The sequence below is a fragment of the Mycobacterium sp. Root135 genome (assembly GCF_001426545.1).
Taxonomy (GTDB): Bacteria; Actinomycetota; Actinomycetes; order Mycobacteriales; family Mycobacteriaceae; genus Mycobacterium.
Map to the genome: position 1 here is coordinate 201,856 of NZ_LMEZ01000001.1, position 20,335 is coordinate 222,190.

Consider the following 20,335-nt stretch of genomic DNA (forward strand, 5'->3'; position numbering starts at 1 on the left):
GAGGCCGCTCGTCGGCGTTCTACCGCTCACGCGCCACCACGGTGAGCGCGGCTTCGGCGGCAGTGAGCGTCTCGTCGACGTCGGCATCGGTGTGTACCAGTGAGACGAAGAGATTCTCGAACTGCAACGGGTGAAAGAGGACACCGCGCACCACCATCTCCTGATACCACCGCGTGAACACCTCCTCGTGCGCATGCGCCGCGGCGTCGCGCCAGTTCTTGATCGGGCGGTCGGTGAACCACAGCTGGAAGACGGTGCCGATACCCTTCACGTAGGCGTCGACGCCCTTTTCGTCGGCGATCGTCTTGAGGCCGCGCCCCAGACGGTCGCCCAGCGCGCGCTGTCGCTCGTACAGTCCGGGCTCCGACAGCACGTCCATGGTGGCCGACACCGCCGCACATTGCACGACATTGGCGTTGTAGGTGCCTGAGTGGGAGTACGTGCCGTCTGCGATGAGCCGCATCGCCTCCTTCGTGCCCGCGACCGCGGCCACGGGGAATCCACCGCCGACTCCCTTGGCGTAGGTGGTGAGATCCGGCGTGACGCCGAACCATTCCTGCGCACCACCGCGAGCGAACCGGAATCCCGTGATGACCTCGTCGAAGATGAGCATGGCGCCGTATTTGGTGGTCTGCTCCCGCAACAGTTCGAGGTAGCCCGGTTCGGGCAGGATGCAGCCGGTGTTGAACACGGCTGGCTCCGTGAGTACCGCGGCGATCTCCTCGCCACGTTCCTCCATCAGTCGAACGAAACTCTCCGGGTCGTTCCAGGTGAGGACGACCAGGGTGCCCTCGAGTTCTGCCGGTACGCCCGGACCCATCGCCACGGGGCGAGGCCGATCCGCTCCACCCGCGAGTACCGGGTCGACGTGGTTGGACCAGTAGACCGTGTCCTGCCAGCCGTGGTAGTGCCCCTCGAAGCGAACGATGAGGCGGCGCCCGGTGGTTGCGCGGGCCAGCCGGACGGCGGTCCCAACGGCTTCCGAACCGGAGTTGGTGAAACGCACCTGTTCCACGCCGGGAACGGCTGCGACGACCTTCTCGGCAGCCTCGATCTCGAGCTCGTAGGGCAGGCCGAAGCAGGTGCCGTATTCGGTGATCGCGTCGGTGACGGCCTTGGTCACCTGTGGGTGGCGATGGCCGAGAATCATCGGTCCGAGGCCGAGCAGATAGTCGATGTACTCGTTTCCGTCGACGTCGCGCAGGCGCGAACCCTGGCCTTCGGCGATGAAGAGGGGATAGGGCTTCCAGCCGTTGCGCGGCAGGCGGGCGGTGCTACCCGCTCCGCCGGGGATGGTGCGGCACGCGCGCTCGTAGAGCGACTTGGTTACCGCGGTCCGCTCGGCATATGCGGTGTCGAACGTCGTCATGAATGCTCTTCCTGTTCGCTGGCCAACTCCAGATGCCAGCTTAGTATACTAAGTATGCACTACTGTCGGGCGGGCTTTCAGTCGACTGGATGCAAGAATTCGACGAGGGCTCGCACCGGGGTTCCGGTAGGGCCTGCCGGCCAGGGATGCGAGTCGCGTTCGAGCCATGCCGACGAGCCGTTGTCGACGTGCACCCACGGCACGTCGCCGACGAACGTGCGCAGGTACGTGGCCGCCAGCTGGCCGGAATCCGGCGCGTCGGGTGACGCGTTGGCGATGTCGGCAACGCGAGACGGCAGCAGCGCCACATAGGTCGGATGCAGCGGAAGCGCCCAGCCGGGGTCGAAGACGCGCGACCCCGCGTTGACCAAGGCCGTAGCGACCTCGTCGGAGGTCGCCCAGCAGCCCCAGAACGCGGTACCCACCGCGCCGGAGTCCGTCAGCGTTCCGACGTCGACGATGTGTTGGGGCCGTTGCTGGGCAAACCATCCGAGCGCGTCGGCGAGTACCAGGCGACCCTCGCAATCGGTGTCGAGAACCTCGGTGGTGCGCCCGCCGGGATGCGATACGACGTCACCGGGCCGAAGAGCCGATCCGCCCGGCATGTTTTCGGCTATCGGAAGGATCGCGACGACCGGTGCGGTGCGGCCGAGGGCCGCCGCCGCGATCACGGCGGCGGCAACCGAGGCGGCCGCCGCCATGTCGGACTTCATCCAGCTCAGTTCGCCCCCGTCGCGCTTGAGGTTGATGCCACCCGAGTCGAACGTGATGCCCTTGCCCGCCAGCGCGGTCACGGGCCCGTCGCCCTCGATGCGTAGCTCGACGACCAGGGGGGAGTGGGCACTTCCCCCGCCAACGCCCAGCGTCGCGCCGAAGCCGCGGGCCCGAAGCGTTGCCGCGTCCCACGTCTCGACGAGAACCGAGTCGGGTGCCAGCTCGCGGGCAAGTGCGACGACTGCGTCGGCGAAGTCGTTTGGACACAGGGCATTCGGTGGTGTCTCGACCAGTTGGCGCACCCACCCCGTCACCCGCGCAAGGACTGCGGCGCGGACCAGGGTGGCGTCGGCGCCGACTGTGTCGTCGTCGATCAACGTCACCGGCACCGGCTGGAAGGGCCCACTGGTGTCCCGCCGGTATCGCCAGGCGCCGAGTGCGTGCCCCAGTGCAACCGCTCCGAGTGCACCGTCGGCCTCCATGGGCAGGGTGGAGACCGACGCACGACCGAGTTTCGCCGCCAACGCGGACTCGAACAGCACCGCCGGCGACGCGGTCCGGTCGCCGAGGCCCACCAGCAGCGCGCGCGTTGGACCCGATGGCCCGCCGACCACGACCACCGTCGTCGCGGACGGGCTGCCGTCGAAGTTCGGATCCGTCGCGGCAAGGGCCACGAGGTCGACGCCGAGGGCGTCGCCGACGAGCGCGGCGCCGCGCCCGCCCCGCACGCCGTCGCCGTCGGAGTACAGGCCGACGATGACGTCGTGATCTCGGGCGACGACCCGGCCCAGGTCGCCTGAATCTCTGCGAGTGAACAACACGTCCGTCACGAGGCCGCGTGCACCTGGAGCAGCGTCTGCGTCGAGAGGTTGTTGACCGATCCGACGAGCGGCGAGAGCAAGAACCCCGTCCACTTGGGCGTGCGCGCCTCGATCACGTTCTGGTAGGCCAGCACTATGTAGGGCCGATCGTCGAACGCAATCTGTTGCATTTGGTCGATGATCTTCTGGCGTTCGGCGCGGTCGCGGGCAGCCCCCTGGGCTGCGTAGAGCTCGTCGTACTTGGGGTTGCAGTAGCCGCTGTCGTTGTTGTTGCCCCACTGCGCGCACGTCAGCACGCTGAGCTGAAAGTCCGGATCCACCGGGGGGATCCAGTCCCACATCGCGAGGTCGAAGTCGTCATAGGTGCTGTCGGGCCCCATGATTGCCGAGCTGGCGGCATCGGTGTCCATCTTGCGCATGACCAGATTCACCCCAGCCTCGTGCAGGCTGTTCTGCATGGTCTGGAACATGCGGTCGCCTGCGCCGTTGATCTCGGTGGGAAAGATCACGTCATAGCTCATCGGAGCACCGTTGGCCACGCGGATGCCGTCGGGGCCTTTGCGGAAACCCAGGCCGTCGAGAATGGCATTCGTCTTCGTGACGTCGAACGGCAGGGCCTTGATCGAGTCGTCATGCCATCCGGTGGCCGGCGCGACGATCGTCGACCCCGGCGTCGCCATGCCGAGCCACGCCGTCTTCACCATCTCATCGCGGTTCATCGCATGCTCGAATGCCTTGCGCACCTCGGGATTCAGCAGCTCGGGATGATTCTTCTTCTTTGGATTGGTGTTGACGATCAGTTCGTAGTAGCCCGTACTTGCCGTCGTGCCGACGTCGAGGTTCGCCTCTTTGAGCGACGGCACCGTAGTGGCGGGTGTCGACTCGCCGATCATGTCGACCTGCCCGGTGCGCAGCGCGGTCACCATCGCGTCGGAGTTGGCGAAGATCTGCAGCCCGAATCCGCCGATGGCGGGCTTGGTCTTGCCCCACCACTGCGGATTTCGTTCGAAGAGTGCGAGCTGGTCCTTCTTGTAGTCCTTGAGCTGAAACGGCCCACCGGAGACCATCGGTGCGCCGTTCTCGAAGGTGGTGAGTGCCTTGCCGTCACCTTGAGCGTACTGCGACCAGATGTGCTCGGGCAGGATCGGCAGCTGCGTCATCTGCGCCAGCACGTTGGACACCGGCGTGGAGTACGTCACCGTCAGGTGGTCGTCGTCATCGGCGACGGCGGACGTGACTCCCTGCATGAAGCCGGCCAATTTTCCGGCGACACCATCCTGGAATTGGTGAATCACGTTGAGTGTGAACGCGGCATCCTTGGCGGTCAACGCTTCGCCGTCGGACCACTTCGCGCCCTTGACCGTGTCGAACGTCCACTTCAATCCGTCGGGCGACGTCACCCACTTCTCTGCGAACGACGGCTGCAGCGACATGTCGGTCGTGTCGTATTCGGTGAGATGCGGGTAGACGTACTCGAAGGCGACGCTGCTGTAGTCGGAGCTCGAGACGAACGGGTTGAGTGAGTCGATCGTGGCGCTCACCCCGATCCGTAGCACCGTGGCTTCGGAATCCTTGGCTCCGCCGCCGCACCCCGACAGGGTGATGACCACGGCGGTGCTTACGAGCACCGCGACCGTCCGTCTGAACCTCATCTACGACCTTCCCTTCGGGTGTGTTCCGGCCGGTCGCCGCCGACCGCTGATGCCACCGGCACGAACGACTCCACGGACCTGACGGTTCGTAACACGGGGTTCACTTTGCGTGCTTAGTATGATGACCAACTGAAGTTGCGTCAACAGGAAGGTGTACGGGTGCGCGGGTACATCTGGAAGCGCTCTCTCTTCGCCATTGTCACCGTCTTGGTCGCCCTGACCGTGAACTTCGTCCTCTTTCGCGTGCTCCCCGGCGACGCGGTGACCCGGGTGTCACGCATCCCCAATGCGTCACCGGCGCTCAAGCACACCCTCGAAGTGGAGTTCGGACTCGACAAGTCGCTGTGGGAGCAGTACGTGCTCTATCTCCAGCAGCTGTGCCAGGGCAACCTCGGGGTGTCCTTCACCAACCGGCAGCCCGTGTTGGACAACCTCGTCGAGGCATTCGGAAACACCCTGCCCATGGTCACGATCGGTACGACGATCGCCATCGTCGTCGGAGTGGCAGCGGGGGTTTACGCCGCAGTTCGTCGGAACACCGTCGGCGATCACCTCTCGACCGGCGTCGCGGTGGCCTTCTACGCTTTCCCCACGCAATTCCTCGGCATGATGCTCCTCATCTTGTTCGCGGGGGTCCTTCCGTCGGTGGGGATGAGCGACCCGTTCGCCGTAGCGCTCTCGCCGAGTGAGCACTTCGCCGATCTGATGCGGCACATGACACTTCCCGTGCTGACCCTGGTTCTGACTCTCTACGCGGAGAACGCGCTCATCGTCCGATCGGCGATGCTGGAAACCCTTGGGGAGGACTACATCCTGACCGCACGTGCGAAGGGACTCACGCGTCGCAGGATCATCTGGGCCTACGCTCTGCGCAACGCCGCACTCCCCACCATCACCCAGATCGCACTCTCCCTGGGCGCAGTGGTGAGCGGCTCGATCCTCGTCGAGGTCATCTTTTCCTGGCCGGGCATCGGGCGGGCGCTGTACGACGCCGTCCTGCAGCGCGACTACCCGATGCTGCAAGGGGGCTTCCTCGCCATCACCGTGACCGTCGTGTTCCTCAATTACCTGGCCGACCTGCTCTACTTCCGCCTCGACCCGCGGGTCGCCAAATGAGCGAGGAGGCCGACGTGACGACTGGGCCCGCGCCGGCGCGCCGCCGCGGCGTGTGGGGCGCGCTGCGAACGGCGATGGCCACGCCGCCCGCGATCATCGGCTTGGTCGTCATCGGGCTGTTCCTGACGGCGTCGCTGTTCTCGCAGTTCCTCAAGCCCTACAGCACGACCTCGCCCTCGTGCGCAGTGTTCGAGCCGCCGTCCGCGGAGCACTGGCTTGGCTGCGACGACGGCGGCATAGACGTGCTGAGTCTGGTGCTGCAGGGCGGGCAGGTCTCGATGTTCGTCGGCTTCACCGCGGCCGTGATCGCCATCCTCATCGGCGCCGTCTTCGGTGTTCTGTCCGGATACTTCGGTGGCTGGGTGGACGCGGTGCTCATGCGCATCACGGACTACTTCATGGTGATTCCGCAGATCGTGCTGATGATCGTCGTCGCGGCGGTGTGGGGACCCAGCCTGAGCCACGTCATCATGGTGATCGGGTTCCTCATGTGGACCAGCACCGCGCGCGTCGTCCGCGCCCAGGTGAAGAGCCTGCGGGAACGGGTGTACGTACGGCGAGCGGTGTCGATTGGCGCTCGCCACAGCCGAATCATCCTGACGCACATCGTCCCTCAGCTCGGTCCGCTGCTCATCGCAAACACCGTGCTGGCCATCACCCTCGCCATCTTCAACGAGACGGCGCTGGCCTTCCTGGGCTTGTCCGACCCCACCGCGGTGACGTGGGGAACCATCATGGAGCACGCCTTTGAACGGGGTGCGATCAGCACCGGGGCCTGGTGGGCGATCGTGCCAGCCGGGCTGTGCGTCGCCGCCCTGATCGTCGGGTGCCATCTCGTCGGAAATTCGATCGAGGACGGACTCAATCCGCGCCTACGGGCGTCGTATCTCTCGACGAAGTCGTGGCGTCTGCGCCCGCTGGTCGGACGCGGGAAGGACGCACTGTGATCCAAGGAAGTGCCCTGGAACTGGTCGACCTCAACGTGTGGTTCGACCCGCGAGATCAGCGGGGCGACAAGCCAATTCATACCGTAAAGGACGTCTGTCTGAAGGTCGCCCCCGGCGAGCGGGTAGGCCTGGTCGGAGAATCCGGGTGTGGCAAGACCACCACGATTCTGGCGGCGATGGGGCTGCTGCCAGCCTCGGCGACGGTCGGAGGAGAGGTGTTCGTCGACGGCGTCGACCTGATCGCCGGCGGGGAAGCCGGTATCCGACCACACCGATGGACCGACGTCGCCATGGTGTTCCAGGGGGCGATGAGCGCGTTCAACCCGGTCAAGACGATCGGATGGCAGATCCGCGAGGCGTTGGAGGTACACAGGATCGCTCGCGGCCGTGGCGCTGCCGACCGCACCAGGGAGTTACTCGATCTGGTCGACCTGCCGTCGGGGACCGACGCCCGCTACCCGCACCAGCTGTCCGGCGGAATGAAGCAGCGGGCGGTCATTGCAATGGCCTTGGCGTGCGAGCCCAAGGTGCTGCTCGCCGACGAGCCGACGACCGCACTCGACGTCGTGGTCCAAGATCAGGTGCTCCGGCTCCTGGTTCGGCTCTCGACGGAGCTGGGGCTCGCCCTCGTCCTGGTGACACACGACCTCGGGGTGGTGGCGCAGGCCTGCACGCGGGCCGCCGTGATGCGCGACGGGGTGATCGTCGAGGACGGCCTCGTAGACGACCTCTTCCGGAGGCCGGCACACCCGTACACCCGTGCGCTGTTCGAGGCGACGCCCAACCTTGCCGACGTCCGTCGGGCCGTCGACGCCGAGGCGATCGATTCGACTGTCGGGCCTCTACTGGAGGTGTCGGAGTTGCGGGTCACCTACGGCGATCTCGCTCGTTCGCGGCGCCGCCGCCCGTTCTCCCGCACACCCGTGGCGGCGACCGCCGAGGTTCCGGTGGTCGACACCTCCGATGCAGTCGCCAACGTGAGCATGCGGGTCGGGGAAGGCGAATTGGTCGCCGTCGTCGGTCAATCCGGCTGCGGGAAGACGACCACCCTGCAGGCGATCCTCGGCATGCAACCGGTCCGGTCCGGCTCCATCCGCATCGACGGCGTCGAGACGACGAGACTCGGTGCCCGCGCGTGGCGTCCGTTACGGCGAAACGTCCAGATGATCTATCAGGACCCGTATGAAGCGCTCGACGGTCGTCTTCGGGTCGAGGACACCGTCACCGAACCCCTCTTGGTGCACCGCATCGGCGCAAGCCGCGGCGAGCGGCGCGCTTTGGCTGCGGAGTCGCTGCGCGAAGTGGGACTCGATCCCGACCTGTTTGCGGGCCGCTACCCGCACGAATTGTCCGGCGGGCAACGGCAGAGGGTCGCGATCGCGGCCAGCCTCGTCCTGCGCCCGAGGCTGTTGTTGGCCGACGAACCGGTGTCGATGCTCGACGTGTCGGTTCGAACGGGCGTGCTGGAGCTCCTTGACCGGCTCCGTCGCGAACATCGTATGGGGATCTTGATGATCACCCACGATCTGTCGACCGCCGCGGCGTACGCGGACCGAATAATCGTCATGCGGAACGGTCGTGTCGTCGAATCCGGGGAACCGTGGCAGATCGTGAACGAGCCCGCCGAGGAATACACCCGTCAGCTGCTCGACAGCGTGCCGAGCCCGGACCCACAGCGCCACCGTGCCTCGTGACCGGATCGCGGCAGTGCAATCAGTCCACGGACGCCGGCGGGGGAGAGCCAAGGGGGCGCACCGACCACGGCCCGCCGTCGTCGTGCTCCATCAGCCGCGGGCCCGAACTTCCCGACACGTAGAACAGAAACTCTCTGGCGGGATAGGTCTGCTGGAAGCTGTCGAAGGCGACGCCGGCCGCGTTCACACTGATGCCCCGGATGCGAACGATGCTGGCCTTGGCGGACAGTTGAAGGTGGGAGCGTTCCCAGGAGTTCGGCTGGTCCACTTCGAAGACCTGCTCGACGAAGTCGTCGGTCAATCCGTAGCGATCGGCCAGGAACTCGTAGAGCGATCCACCGTTGGCGATCCGGTCCTCGTCCAAGGCGGGCACGATGCTCAGAGGCAGAACGGCTTTTTCGAGAACTTTCGGTGTACTTCCCAGTCGCCGGAGCCGCGAGATCTCCCACACTGGTTGGCCGGCGTCGATGCTAAGGGCCGCAGCGTGTTTGGCGCTGGGCAGACCGACGATCATGGACACCAGCTTGGTGTCGAGTTCGACCTCGCCGCCCCGCCCCCGCAGGGTCTCGAGAAGCGCACCGGGGCGCGACGGTTCGCTCACCAGCCGTTCCGGTGCGACGAACGTCCCGACCCCCTGGTGCCGCACGATCTTGCCGCTGCGGGTGAGCTCGTCGAGTGCGCGGCGCACGGAGATCACGCTGACACCAGCCAACTCGGCGAGTTCGGCGGTGCTGGGCAGTTGATCACCCGGGCACATGCCCTGCTCCTCGATCATGGCTACGACGAGGTCGTAGACATGCTGATACCGAAGAGCGCGTTGGGATCCCTTGCCGCGCGATCCTGCGCCGTCGTGCGGTGGGTCGTCGGTCACAAAGCCCTCCAGGTAGGTGCGGCAATCGATCGAACCTTGGATCTGCTGTCCAACGTCCACCACGCGACCGGTCGCTCGTTACTAGCTACATCGTTATACAAGGAATGAGGATTGACGTGGAAATCATCATTGCAGCCGACTCCACCGGAGTCTCCGCCATCGCAGCGGACATCGTCACCGATGTGGTTCGCGCCGCGCCGAATGCAGTGGTGGGACTCGCCACCGGGTCGAGCCCGCTCGGTCTATACGCCGAACTGGCCGCGCGCGTCGCCAACGGTCTCGACATGTCCACCGTCCGCGGGTTCGCGCTCGACGAGTACGTCGGACTCACCCGTGACGATCCGCGTAGCTACGCCCACGCCATTTGGACCACCGTGACCGAACCACTGAGGCTGGACCCGGCCAACGTGCACGTGCCCGCAGGCGACGCCGATGACCTCGCGGCGGAGTGTCACCGCTACGAGGTCGACATCGCCAGTGCAGGTGGAATCGACCTACAGGTCCTCGGGATTGGACGTAACGGACATCTGGGCTTCAACGAGCCGGGATCGTCGTTTAGCTCCCGCACCAGGATTGCCGAGCTCGCCGAATGGACGCGACGGGACAACGCGCGCTTCTTCGACGACGCCGACGAGGTCCCCCTTCGCTGCGTGACGCAGGGTTTGGGCACGATCATGGAGGCGCGCACCACGCTGCTCATCGCCACGGGTGCCTCGAAGGCCGAGGCGGTGAGCAGGGCGTTGCACGGCCCGATCACGGTGGACTGCCCGGCCTCGATCCTGCAGCGACACCGTCACGCCGTCGTCGTGCTCGACGAAGCCGCGGCAGCCGAGCTGCAGAATGCCGGCTGCCACCACCGACCGAATGCCGCATCCGTTTAGTGACCCGCGACGACCTAGTGTCCCGCGACGACGTCGGCCTCGTCGACGACGACCGGATCCTTCGCGCCGGGCAAGAACGAATACAGCACGCACACCACGCCGAAGAACACATAGCCAAGGGCGACAGACGGATTGGCCGCCCAGGCAACCTGCGGGGCGTGAATCAGTCCGATGAAGGACAGGACTGCGCCGACCGCCGAGGCGATCGCGGCGTACAAGAACTTCTTCTCGAGGATGAAGGTGACCATGGTGCCGAGCACCAGTCCGACCAGCACCGCGCCCTCGCCGAGAGTCTGCAGCCCTTCGTAGACCACGCCCGCGCCGTTGAGCTTCTCCATGCCGACCCCGGTCGCCGACGTCCCCGCGGCGTTCAACGCGTTGTCGATCAGACCGCCGGCCCATTGCGCGAGGTTCGGCAGGATGGCCGCCACCACGGCGATCGCGTGCAGCCTCGGCACCGCCTGGAACGCCTGGGCGCCGATCAGCAGCCCGATGTACAGCAGGATCGGCACGATCGCGGGTACCGGGAGCAGCGAGTCCAGCACGCCGAACAGGCCGAGGAAGCACAGGATCCCGATGACGACGCCGCTGGCCAACGAGTACCCGGCCCGACCGCCGGCGTCCTTCCAACCGGGATGTCCGATGTACACCGCGGGCGGGAACGGCGACCCGAATGCCGATCCGATGCACGCCCCGGCGCCGTCGGCCAGCAGCACGCTACGCAGGTTGTAGTCGTCACCGGCGGCCGCGGCGCTTTCCACGTTGCTCATCGCCTCGGTGAAGTTGTAGACGCCCAACGGTATTGCGGTGCCCAGCAGCGGCGCCAGGTTCGCCAAGCCGGAGACGAGCATGTCGACGCGCAGGTCCGGCACGCCGATCGCGATGTCGGAGACCGCCTGGCTGACGTCGGGGGCGGACATGTAGCCGCCTATCCAGCCGATCGCGGTGCCGACGAGCAGAGCCGCCAACCCGACCGGGATGCCGAACGGAAGACGTACGTCGGTGAAGAACCCGATGAGGATGATCGCCATGACGGGCAGGCCGATCCACGCCGCCTCCCACATCTGCGCTGCGGGCCGCATGGAGATGAACGTGATCGAGATGCCGGCCAGCGTGCCGAGCATGGCAGCCCGTGGCGTCAGCTTGCGGATGTAGGGGCCGACGAACGCGCCGATCATGACGATGACGCCGATCATGAACGCCCACGCGAGGCCGGCCTGCCAGGCTTGCATCGCGTCCTTGGTGTTGAGGTACACCGGCAGCATCACCACGAACACGACGATGAACATGTGCGGCACGCTGGGGCCGTACGGCAAAGCAGTGACGTCCGTGCGGTTTTCGCGCTTCGCCAGGCGCCTGGCGAGGAACGTGTAGTACAGGTTGCCCAGGATCAGCGCGACCCCGAGCGCCGGCAGGACCGTGCCCAGCACGTCACCGGCAGGCACGTTGACCACGCCGATCATCAGGCCGGTCAGGGTGAGGACGTTGACGAGGATGTTGAACCCGAGTCCGAAGAAGGCGTTGCTGTCACCCCGCGTCCACCACGGAATGGACACCGCGGTAATGGATTCCGGTGTCGCCGATGGCGGATCGGACGGGGTTTCGGTGACGTCGGTCGACATGGTCGGTCCTCTCAGGCCTGGGAAGGCGTTGCGATGGCGAGGGATTGGATGGCCGGGATGACGGCGGAGGTGTCGGCGACCCATCCGAAGATGCCGCCTTGGGCCTTGATCATTTCGAGGCCGACGCGCTGGAACTCGGGGAAGTACGAACCGACGCAATCGGATACGACCAGACACTCGTACCCGCGGTCGTTGGCCTCCCTGGTGGTGGTGTGCACGCACACCTCGGTGGTCACCCCGGTGATCAGAAGCTGCGTGATGCCCGCGTCGGTGAGGATCGACGACAGTTCGGTGGCGTAGAACGCTCCCTTGCCTGGTTTGTCGATCACCACTTCACCGTCGACCGGGGCGAGCTCGTCGAGGATGTCGTGGCCGTACTCGCCGCGGATCAGGATGCGGCCGTACTTGCCCGGATCGCCGATGCGCTTGCTCGGTGCGCCGCGGTTGAGCTTGGCGGCCGGGCAATCCGACAGATCCGGTACGTGTCCCTCGCGGGTGTGGATCACCATGATTCCTGCCTCGCGCGCGGCGGCGATCAGGGCGGCCAGCGGGGGCACCACCTTGAGCAACTGGTCGACGTCGTTGCCGAGGCTCTCGCCGAACCCGCCCGGCAGGATGAAGTCGCGCTGCATGTCGATGACGATCAGCGCGGTCTTCCCCGCGACGAGTGGAAACGCGAACGGCTCGGCGGGTACCTCTGCGGACACGGTCATGCCTGGAGCTCCTTCGAATGGGCGGGTTCCGAGGTGGGCGCGGCGGACGGACCGTCGGTGCGGGGTTCGTCCAGCACCCGGGCCGCCAGGTGCAGTACCGTGTCGTCGCTCAGGGCGGGTCCGAGAAGCATTGCGCTGCAGGGTCGGCCGTCGGCGGTGGTGCCCACCGGCACGGCGACACCGAGTAGATCGAGAAGGTTGCCGAAGTGCGTGTAGTGGCCCAGCACCGTGTTGCACTCGATGGGCCTCTCCAGCACGTCGGCCACCGTGAAGGTGGTTCCGATCGTCGGGACGACGAGCACGTCGACCCCGGCCCACAGGCGTCCGACTTCGGCCTTGAGCTCCTGCAGCCGCTGCAGCGCCGCGAACGCGTCGACGGCCGTGTACTTTTCGCCGCTGCGCAGGATGTCGCGCACCACCGGGTGAATCGACTCCGGCTTCGCGGCGAGGAAGTCGCCGAATTCGACGAGGCGCTCGGCCACCCACGGCCCCTGGTAGAGCAGTGTGCCCGCGGCCAGGAACGGCTCAAGCGAGATTTCGACGATCGTGGCATGGCGGGCGAGTTGGTCGCGGAACCCGAGGTGCGCGGTGCGCATCGCGTCGTCGCCGAAGAACTCGAGTTCCTCGACCGGCGGCAACCCCACGCGGACGTCGCCACCGGCGAAGCGCGGCCCCCGGTCGCGCGACCACGCGTCGGCGTCGTCCCGGCCGGTCATCACGTCCATCACCCGGTCGACGTCGTCGACCGACCCCGCCATGAGGCTGATGCAGTCCAGCGACTTGCAGGCCGGCACCAGCCCGACCGTGCTGATCAGTCCCCGCGACGGCTTGTAGCCGACGACGCCGTTGAGTGCTGCGGGCACGCGACCGGACCCTGCGGTGTCGGTGGCGACCGCGAACGGCACCTGGCCGAGGGCGACTGCCAGGGCGGAGCCCGAACTCGAGCCGCCCGAGATCATCTCGCCGCCGAACACGCTGCGCGGCACGGTGTACGGCGTCCTCGTACCGTTCAGCCCGGTGGCGAACTGGTCCAGGTTGGTCTTTCCGACGTAGAGCGCGCCGGCGTCGAGCAACCGTTGCACGGCGGGTGCGGTCGCCGTCGCCACGTACGCGTAGTCGGGACACGACAGCGTGGTGGGCACGCCAGCGACGTCGATGCTGTCCTTGACGCCGAACGGCACGCCGTAGAGCGGCAGAGTCCTTGCCCCCGGCCGGTTTTCGATGTCTGCCGCCGCGGCGAGGAGTTCGTCGCGCGGCACCGTCGAGAGCCAGGTGCCGTCGTCTCCGCGGGCGGCGATGGCGTCGGCCACCCTGGTCGCCGTCTTGGTCGGTGATCCGGTGCCCCCGGCATGTGAGGCGAGGATCTCGGCAACCGAGGGGCCGATCGACGGTCGGTATGAGTCTTGAGCCATAACTGTCGATTGTCGACAGAATCATTCCAGTCCTGGTACGGCTGTGTGTCGATCGTGTTAGCGATGTGCCCCGAGGTCGAGGTAGTCCAGGTGGCCATGACCCTCGAGGGCGGCCAGTACCGTGGTCGCGTCGTTGGTCTCCAGCGCCGCGAGTATCTCGCGATGGCGCGTGACCCCGTCCTCCGCGTGATGGTGCCGTGCCTCGGCCCGCAGGTTGATCGCCATCGGCAGCTGGAGCTTCACCAGGATCGGTTCGAGGGTGAAGTCCAGCTGACGGTTGTCGGCGAGTTGGACGACGGCGGCGTGGAACACGCGGTGCGCGTCGTCGCGCGCCAAGTCGTCGGTCGCCTCGTGCATGCAGGCCAACGCGTCGCGGACGGGTTGGAGGGCGGTGGCCGGGTCGGCGAGCGGCAGGGCGGTCTCGACGGCGTGGCGCTCCAAGACGTGGCGCAGCGCGAAGAGTTGGAGGATGTCGGTCGGCGACCACTCCGTCACGCGGGAACCCCGCCGCGGCAGGTGCTCGACCAGTCCCTGTTGGGCGAGCAGTCTCAACGCCTCCCGCAGCGGCGCCCTGCTGATCCCGAAGTCGGCGCACAGCTGCTCTTCGACGATCTTCTCGCCGGGCTCGAGCGCACCCCGCAGGATCGCGTCACGGATTCGTTGGGTGGCCAATTCGACCAGGGTGGCAGGCAGCCCCGACCCGTCCGACCCCAGCGACCCCATGGCTCACCACCTCCCGCCGTCGTCCGTCGACCTCCGAATGTCGACGATCCTAGGGGAGTCGGGTGCCTCACACGAGCCCGCGAATTCGGGGCGGAGACGCCGCAAGGCGTTTCGGCGGCTCTGTCAACAGTCGATGACATACCCTCGGGGGATGGCTTCGACTCGAGCTCGCAACGCCCAGGAGACGCGCGCCGACATCCTCGCCGCGGCGCGCACGCGATTCGGCGCCGAGGGCTATGAGCGCACCACCCTGCGGGCGATTGCCGGCGACGTCGGCGTCGACCCGGCCTTGGTCATCCGCTACTTCGGCAGCAAGCAGGACCTCTTCGCCGCCGCCGTCGAGTTCACCCTCGACCTGCCCGACCTCACCGGCGTCGACCCCGACCGGGTCGCGGAAGTGTTGCTGCCCAAGTTCTTCGCCGTCTGGGAGGACGACACCACCTTCGTCGCACTTCTGCGGGCCGCGATGACGAGCGTCACCGCGGCCGACACCATGCGGAAGGTCTTCGCCACCCAGGTGGCGCCGGTCTTGTTCGCCGTCACCCCCGACAACCCGGGCCAACGCGCCGGGTTGATGGGCTCGTTCATCATCGGCCTGGCCACCACGCGCTACGTGCTGACCAACCCCTTCGTGGCGAATCTAAGCCACGACGAGCTGATCCGCTGGGCCGCCCCGGTGGTCCGCCAACTGCTGGTCGGCCCCGCGCCGGCGGGGTAGTCGCGTTCGACACCGGCGCTAGAACGTGTTCTAGTTCAGCAATGCTTGACTTTCCGGTGGAGAACCTCAGCGCCGAGGACGTGGAACGGCTTCGCCGCATCTACGAGCCGTTGACGAACTCCGTTCGCGAACTGATCGACGCCACCATTCGCACCGAGGTGGACGGTGACGCCGTGGCCGCCGCGAAGGCCGAAATCGACGCTGCGACCGCACGACTCCGCAGCAGGCAACTCGAGGGCTCCTTCGGCGTGCGTTTCGGCGCCGACGGTGACCAGATGCCGTGGGGCAACGTCGTGATCGGGATGCGCAATCCGGTCGCTCCGCCACTGGTCTTCGCGCCGACGGCCGACGGCGGCGTGCGCGCCGACTTCCACCTCGGCGCGGCCTTCGAGGGCCCTCCCGGGCACGTCCACGGCGGGATCGCCGCGCTGATCCTCGACCACGCCCTCGGCGGAGCGGCCAGCGCACCCGACAAGCCCCGGCTGACCGGCACCATCACCATGCGCTACCGCAGGATGACCGCGCTGGGCGACCTGCACGTCGAGGCCGCCGTCGTGCGCACCGAGGGGGTCAAGACCTTCGCCGAGGGTCGCCTCTGCGACGCCGAGGGAGTCACCGTCGAGGCGGAGGGCGTGTTCATTCGACCGCGGTGGGCCCGCGACTGATCCCGACCCCGCATTCAGTCGGTGATGCCGACCAAACTGCGGGTGATGTCGCCGATCTCGGCCACCAGGACGCGACTCGACGTGTCGTCGGGCCCCAGTCTCCGTCCGGCCTCGCGAATGCGCTGTTCGGCGGCGGCCAGCCGATCCCCGTCGATCCGCCACGGGGCGCCAGGGGCCGTTGGTGCTCCCGACAACGCCTCGGCGTACTCGTCGACGGCCACCACGAAGTCGGTGTGCAGGGTGGCGGGGGGCTGCGCAGGCAGGCTTGATTCGAGCGTCGCGCACGACGTGGTGATGGCGTTGAGAGCGGTGCGATAGGACTTCAACCACCGTCGTAGGTCGCCCGAGTCCGACGTCGTCGCACCCGCCGCCGCCTCGAACGCCGCACGGGCCCGGAAGGCGTGTTCCCACGCGGCGGCCAGGGCTTCGGCGGGATGGTCGAGACCGTGCACGAAGGCCTTGATGACGGTTGCGGCGTAGTCGATCTCGGTCTTCAACAGCTCACCCGCCCGCTGCCGGAGCCGAACCATGGAATGGTCGGGCAGCACGACGTGGACGAGCACCGCTAGCGCGCCGCCGATCAGCGTCGCGATCAACCGGTCGGCCATCGTGCCTGCGTCGGCGGCGCTGCTCACGTCGATCACGAACACGACGACGGCGGCGAGGGCGGCACTCGTCGCGACGTAGCCGAACTTCGATACCGCATAGGCGATTCCGAGGGCGATCACCGCCAGCACGGCGGCCGCCAGCCCGGTCGGATGCCAGATGATCGTCACCACCGACGCCGCAATGATGCCCCCGGCGTTACCCGCGATCCGGCCGACGCACCGGGTGTAGGTGTGGGCGGTCTCGGGCCGCAGCACCATCAGCACGGTCAGCGGAATCCAGTACCCGTACGGGACGTCGGCAAAGCGCTCCACCGCCACCCCGGCGCCGACGCCCGCGGAGAGCCGGATCGCGTGCCGCAGGATCGGCGACCCCCACGCCAGGTGCGCTCTGATCGCCGCCGCGGCAATCGGCATCGCGGACAGCCCGCCACGGCGACCGAGTCGCGTGACGTGGTCGACGTCGGGAGTCAGCTCGCCAAAGCGCAGCGCCACGGCCTCGCGGAGTTGGTGGGAAAGGCGGTGCGCCAGGGCCACGTTCGCCACCGCGACCGTGTCGGTCGCCGCCTCCACCTGCATGACCCCGAGGGTGGCGTCCCGCTTGGCGTTGTGACTGCGGCTGGCGACGACGTCGAGCACTGCCGCGGCAGCGCGAAGGACGTCGGCCACCGCGGGGTCGTCCGGCGACCTGCCCGCCAGGGCCGTCAGCGTCACCGCTATCCGCTGCGGCAGGCCGTACCAGGCGCGGTAGGCGAGCGGGCGACGCTTGGCCTGACTGTCGCTCATCGTGAACGTGTCGCGCAGCCAGAGCAGCGGCGCCGGGTCAAGGCCCACGGTCGGATCGGACGCGAGACGCCTCGCGTCGACGCCGAGCGCACGGTACGCCCTCGTCAGGGCGTCGCGCTGAAGCCGCCATCGACGCCGCGGCCACAGCCCGATCAGCACCGCCTGCACCAGACCGCCGCCGAGGGCGAGCAGGGCCGCCGTGCCTACCGACGACAGGGTCGGCGCGACGGGCGGCGCGGTGACCAGCAAGGCACCCGACGCCGCGGCGATCAACCCGGCGTTGGTGCTCACGGCCCATTGCATACCGGCGATGAAGCACCACGCCGTCGCCGCGAGTACGAAGAGCACGCCATAGGACGAAGTCGACGTGCCAATCAGCACTGCGGCAGCCATCTGAACCGAGATTGCGCCTACCAGGACCAACGGCCCGCGTGGACTATCTTGCAGCGCAGTGGCTCCCGCGATCGCCGCCGCACCGGCGGCCGCCCCGCCGTGGCCGCTCCTGCCGAGCCCCACTGCAGGCCGGCCACCGCGGCGAGGATGACGCCGACGAGGCTGCGCCCCACCGCGCCGAGATCGGGCGTGGTGAGTCGCTTCGCCAGTCCGTTCATCGCCTGCCCGTCACAACGCCTCAAAACTACCGGGCCGATCCGCCAATGTGGGTCAGGGCGGCGGCCGTGGCGGTACGTTCGTCCGGTGGAGAAGGTGATCATCACGCTCAGGGCGGCTGCGGGCGACGACGCGTGGTGCACCCGGGTGCGTACGGAAGTCGCCGACGACCTGCTCGCGCTGGGAGCACCAGGGCTGGCGGTCAACGTCCGAGACGCCGTCGTCGGTGACTCGCTGATGACACTGACGACGTTGGATCCGCCCGTCGTCGGCTTCGTCAGCATCTGGACCCAGCAGTCCTACGGCCCGCACGTGCGTGGCGCGCTGGACCTGTTGGCCGGTGAATGCGACCGACTCGACGCCTATCTCGTCACCGAATCGGTGCCGCTGCCCCCGCCTCCGACGGCCGCGGGAGCGCGCACACCAGGCTTCGCCAACGTCGCGCTGCTGCGGCGGCCGGCCGATCTCGACGAGGAAACCTGGCTTGCGCGTTGGCATGTCGACCACACCCCGGTGGCGATCGCCACTCAGTCGACGTTCGGCTACACCCAGAACGCGGTGGTGCGAGCGCTGACCTCCGACGCGCCGGTGATCGACGCGATCGTCGAGGAGCTGTTTCCGTTGGAGGCGACCAAGGATCTGCACGCCTTCTTCGGCGCGGCGGACGACGCTGACCTCGAGGATCGGATGAACCGCATGGTGGCCAGTACTTCCGCGTTCGGTGCCAATCGACGCGTCGACACCGTCCCGACGAGTCGGTACGTCATGCGCTCGCCGTTCGCCGCGGAGCTGACGGCATGACGAGCCTCGGCGACGCCGTCGAGCTGGCGTCCTCGGAAAGTGGTCTGGCAGTGGTCTCCACCGTCCGCGGTGACGGCACGGTCCAGGCGTCACTGGTCAACGCGGGCCTCGTCGCGCATCCCGTGACGGGCGAACCGACGCTGGCCTTCGTCACCTACGGCAGGGTGAAGTTGGCCAATCTGCGGGCGCGACCGCAGATTGCGGTGACGTTCCGCAACGGATGGCGGTGGGCGACGGTCGAGGGCAACGCCGAGCTGGCCGGGCCGGACGATCCTCAGCCGTGGCTCAACGGCGACGGCCTTCGGCTTCTGCTGCGCGAGGTGTTCAGCGCGGCGGGCGGAAAGCACGACGACTGGGCCGAATACGACAGGGTGATGGCGGAACAGCGACGCACCGTCGTCCTGATCGCACCCGGGCGCGTCTACTCCAACGGGTAGCGAATACGCTGCAGCCGTGCTGCTGGAGACAAGCGATGCCAACGGGGTGCGAACCCTTACCCTCAATCGCCCGGAGGCGCTCAACGCGTTCAACGAGGCGTTGTACGACGCCACGACGATCGCGCTGCGCGAGGCCGACGACGACGCAGACGTCGCCGTCGTGCTGTTGACCGGAGCGGGCCGCGCCTTCAGTGCGGGCAACGATTTAGTCGAGATGCAGGCCCGCATCACCGATCCCGAGTTCCAGTCCGGGCAACACGGTTTCCCCGGGATGATCGAAACCCTCACCGCGCTACGGAAGCCGTTGATCCTCGCGGTGAACGGCCTCGGCGTCGGCATCGGCGCCACCATCCTCGGCTACGCCGACCTAGTGTTCATGTCGTCGACGGCGCGGTTGAAGTGCCCGTTCACCAGCCTCGGCGTCGCCCCGGAAGCGGCGTCCTCCTACCTGCTGCCCCAGCTCGTCGGTCGGCAGAACGCGGCGTGGATGCTGCTGTCCTCGGAGTGGATCGACGCCACGGAAGCGCAGCGGATGGGCTTCGCGTGGAAGGTCTGCGAGCCAGACGACCTTCTGCCCGAGGCTCGCCGGCACGCGGAAATCCTTGCCTCGCGGCCGATTTCGAGCCTGATCGCGGTCAAGCAGACGATGGTCGAGCCCACACGCGGTGAAATCGCCGCCGCGGCTGCCCGGGAGTACGCCCAGTTCGAAGAACTGCTGGGGGCGGTGGCCAACGCCGACGCGCTGGCGTCGTTCGCCGATCGGCGAACGACCTAGCCGCTCAGCTCGCCGCGTGCAGGGGGCACGGGGTTCTTGCGCTGGCCGCCTCGATGATGGCTCGCACCGTTCGCCGGCAGCGGCCGCAGTCCAAACCCGCTCCGCACGCCTCGGCGATCTGCTTGGACGTCGACGCACCGGAAGCGACGAGGTCGCTGACGGCTTGACTCGTTACGCCGGTGCACAAACATACGAACATCAGCCGATTACCTCTACGCGACAATTCGACGGTCGGAGTGCCGACGAATTCGTGGGCACGAATGTAGGCATTTCGTTCCCTTTCATCGTCATCGTCTCCGAAGAAATCGTGCAGCGATCCAAGTTAGCCCAGTCTAACCTTAGTTAGGACAGCCAGTCCATCACCGGGCCCGAAAACCGTGGTTTGCCTACCCTCACCTGGGCTT

General features: G+C 67.4%; 20 protein-coding genes. 9 read left to right on the forward strand and 11 right to left on the reverse strand.

Annotation, left to right across the window (positions count from 1 at the left end):
• Positions 1-19 precede the first annotated feature (19 nt).
• From ASD37_RS00965 to ASD37_RS00975, 3 genes are all read right to left on the reverse strand, one after another.
• Positions 20-1,369: an aspartate aminotransferase family protein gene (locus tag ASD37_RS00965; protein ID WP_056546748.1), complete on the reverse strand. Its 1,350-nt coding sequence runs from the start codon at positions 1,367-1,369 to the stop codon at positions 20-22.
• Positions 1,370-1,446: 77 nt separating this feature from the next.
• The gene (locus ASD37_RS00970; protein WP_056546751.1) at positions 1,447-2,913 is read right to left on the reverse strand and encodes a M17 family metallopeptidase; all 1,467 of its coding nucleotides are present in this window, start codon (positions 2,911-2,913) and stop codon (positions 1,447-1,449) included.
• Positions 2,910-4,556, reverse strand: coding sequence for an ABC transporter substrate-binding protein (locus tag ASD37_RS00975; protein WP_056546754.1), 1,647 nt, complete (start codon positions 4,554-4,556; stop codon positions 2,910-2,912). Before ASD37_RS00975 ends, ASD37_RS00970 begins: the two co-directional genes overlap by 4 nt.
• 159 nt (positions 4,557-4,715) lie before the next feature.
• Here ASD37_RS00975 and ASD37_RS00980 point away from each other — a divergent pair, with 159 nt between their 5' ends.
• From ASD37_RS00980 to ASD37_RS00990, 3 genes are read left to right on the forward strand one after another with little or no spacing between them, the layout of a single operon-like run.
• Positions 4,716-5,672: an ABC transporter permease gene (locus ASD37_RS00980; protein ID WP_056546757.1), complete on the forward strand. Its 957-nt coding sequence runs from the start codon at positions 4,716-4,718 to the stop codon at positions 5,670-5,672.
• A 14-nt stretch (positions 5,673-5,686) separates the two neighbouring features.
• Complete coding sequence (locus tag ASD37_RS00985) at positions 5,687-6,619, forward strand: ABC transporter permease (RefSeq protein ID WP_235567936.1); 933 nt, start codon at positions 5,687-5,689, stop codon at positions 6,617-6,619.
• Positions 6,616-8,313 carry an ABC transporter ATP-binding protein gene (locus ASD37_RS00990; protein ID WP_056546763.1) on the forward strand — a complete coding sequence of 566 codons (1,698 nt, stop codon included), beginning with the start codon at positions 6,616-6,618 and terminating at the stop codon, positions 8,311-8,313. Before ASD37_RS00985 ends, ASD37_RS00990 begins: the two co-directional genes overlap by 4 nt.
• 19 nt (positions 8,314-8,332) lie before the next feature.
• Here the strand turns inward: ASD37_RS00990 and ASD37_RS00995 are convergent, their stop codons facing one another.
• Complete coding sequence (locus ASD37_RS00995; protein WP_156720677.1) at positions 8,333-9,184, reverse strand: GntR family transcriptional regulator; 852 nt, start codon at positions 9,182-9,184, stop codon at positions 8,333-8,335.
• Positions 9,185-9,300: 116 nt separating this feature from the next.
• Here ASD37_RS00995 and nagB point away from each other — a divergent pair, with 116 nt between their 5' ends.
• Positions 9,301-10,065, forward strand: a complete 765-nt coding sequence (gene nagB, locus ASD37_RS01000) for a glucosamine-6-phosphate deaminase (RefSeq protein WP_200959730.1) — start codon at positions 9,301-9,303, stop codon at positions 10,063-10,065.
• A 14-nt stretch (positions 10,066-10,079) separates the two neighbouring features.
• Here the strand turns inward: nagB and ASD37_RS01005 are convergent, their stop codons facing one another.
• From ASD37_RS01005 to ASD37_RS01020, 4 genes are read right to left on the reverse strand one after another with little or no spacing between them, the layout of a single operon-like run.
• Positions 10,080-11,687, reverse strand: a complete 1,608-nt coding sequence (locus ASD37_RS01005; protein WP_056546769.1) for a hypothetical protein — start codon at positions 11,685-11,687, stop codon at positions 10,080-10,082.
• Positions 11,688-11,698: 11 nt separating this feature from the next.
• Positions 11,699-12,400, reverse strand: coding sequence for a cysteine hydrolase family protein (locus tag ASD37_RS01010; RefSeq protein WP_056546772.1), 702 nt, complete (start codon positions 12,398-12,400; stop codon positions 11,699-11,701).
• Complete coding sequence (locus ASD37_RS01015; protein WP_056546775.1) at positions 12,397-13,812, reverse strand: allophanate hydrolase; 1,416 nt, start codon at positions 13,810-13,812, stop codon at positions 12,397-12,399. Before ASD37_RS01015 ends, ASD37_RS01010 begins: the two co-directional genes overlap by 4 nt.
• A 57-nt stretch (positions 13,813-13,869) precedes the next feature.
• The gene (locus ASD37_RS01020) at positions 13,870-14,535 is read right to left on the reverse strand and encodes a GntR family transcriptional regulator (protein WP_056546778.1); all 666 of its coding nucleotides are present in this window, start codon (positions 14,533-14,535) and stop codon (positions 13,870-13,872) included.
• A 151-nt stretch (positions 14,536-14,686) separates the two neighbouring features.
• Between ASD37_RS01020 and ASD37_RS01025 the strand changes: the two genes are divergently transcribed.
• Together ASD37_RS01025 and ASD37_RS01030 are read left to right on the forward strand one after the other, a co-directional pair.
• Complete coding sequence (locus ASD37_RS01025; protein ID WP_056546781.1) at positions 14,687-15,253, forward strand: TetR/AcrR family transcriptional regulator; 567 nt, start codon at positions 14,687-14,689, stop codon at positions 15,251-15,253.
• A 41-nt stretch (positions 15,254-15,294) separates the two neighbouring features.
• Positions 15,295-15,918 carry a PaaI family thioesterase gene (locus ASD37_RS01030; RefSeq protein ID WP_056546785.1) on the forward strand — a complete coding sequence of 208 codons (624 nt, stop codon included), beginning with the start codon at positions 15,295-15,297 and terminating at the stop codon, positions 15,916-15,918.
• Positions 15,919-15,932: 14 nt separating this feature from the next.
• Here ASD37_RS01030 and ASD37_RS01035 read toward each other — a convergent pair whose 3' ends face one another.
• Both ASD37_RS01035 and ASD37_RS32085 read right to left on the reverse strand, forming a co-directional pair.
• Positions 15,933-17,702 carry an FUSC family protein gene (locus ASD37_RS01035; RefSeq protein ID WP_235567937.1) on the reverse strand — a complete coding sequence of 590 codons (1,770 nt, stop codon included), beginning with the start codon at positions 17,700-17,702 and terminating at the stop codon, positions 15,933-15,935.
• A 17-nt stretch (positions 17,703-17,719) separates the two neighbouring features.
• A complete protein-coding gene (locus ASD37_RS32085; protein ID WP_235567938.1) occupies positions 17,720-17,920 on the reverse strand; it encodes a hypothetical protein in 201 nt (66 codons plus the stop codon).
• A gap of 85 nt (positions 17,921-18,005) precedes the next feature.
• On the opposite strand from ASD37_RS32085, the gene ASD37_RS01040 reads away from it, so the two are divergent.
• The 3 genes from ASD37_RS01040 to ASD37_RS01050 are packed head-to-tail and all read left to right on the forward strand — an operon-like array spanning position 18,006 to position 19,931.
• The gene (locus ASD37_RS01040) at positions 18,006-18,719 is read left to right on the forward strand and encodes an EthD domain-containing protein (RefSeq protein ID WP_056546788.1); all 714 of its coding nucleotides are present in this window, start codon (positions 18,006-18,008) and stop codon (positions 18,717-18,719) included.
• Positions 18,716-19,156, forward strand: a complete 441-nt coding sequence (locus tag ASD37_RS01045; protein WP_056546791.1) for a TIGR03618 family F420-dependent PPOX class oxidoreductase — start codon at positions 18,716-18,718, stop codon at positions 19,154-19,156. Before ASD37_RS01040 ends, ASD37_RS01045 begins: the two co-directional genes overlap by 4 nt.
• 16 nt (positions 19,157-19,172) lie before the next feature.
• On the forward strand, positions 19,173-19,931 hold the full coding sequence (locus tag ASD37_RS01050; RefSeq protein ID WP_056546794.1) for an enoyl-CoA hydratase/isomerase family protein: 759 nt from the start codon (positions 19,173-19,175) through the stop codon (positions 19,929-19,931).
• 4 nt (positions 19,932-19,935) lie between these two features.
• Here the strand turns inward: ASD37_RS01050 and ASD37_RS30740 are convergent, their stop codons facing one another.
• Positions 19,936-20,130 (reverse strand): bacterioferritin-associated ferredoxin, encoded by a 195-nt coding sequence (locus tag ASD37_RS30740; protein ID WP_082569886.1) that lies wholly within the window; start codon positions 20,128-20,130, stop codon positions 19,936-19,938.
• Positions 20,131-20,335 lie beyond the last annotated feature (205 nt).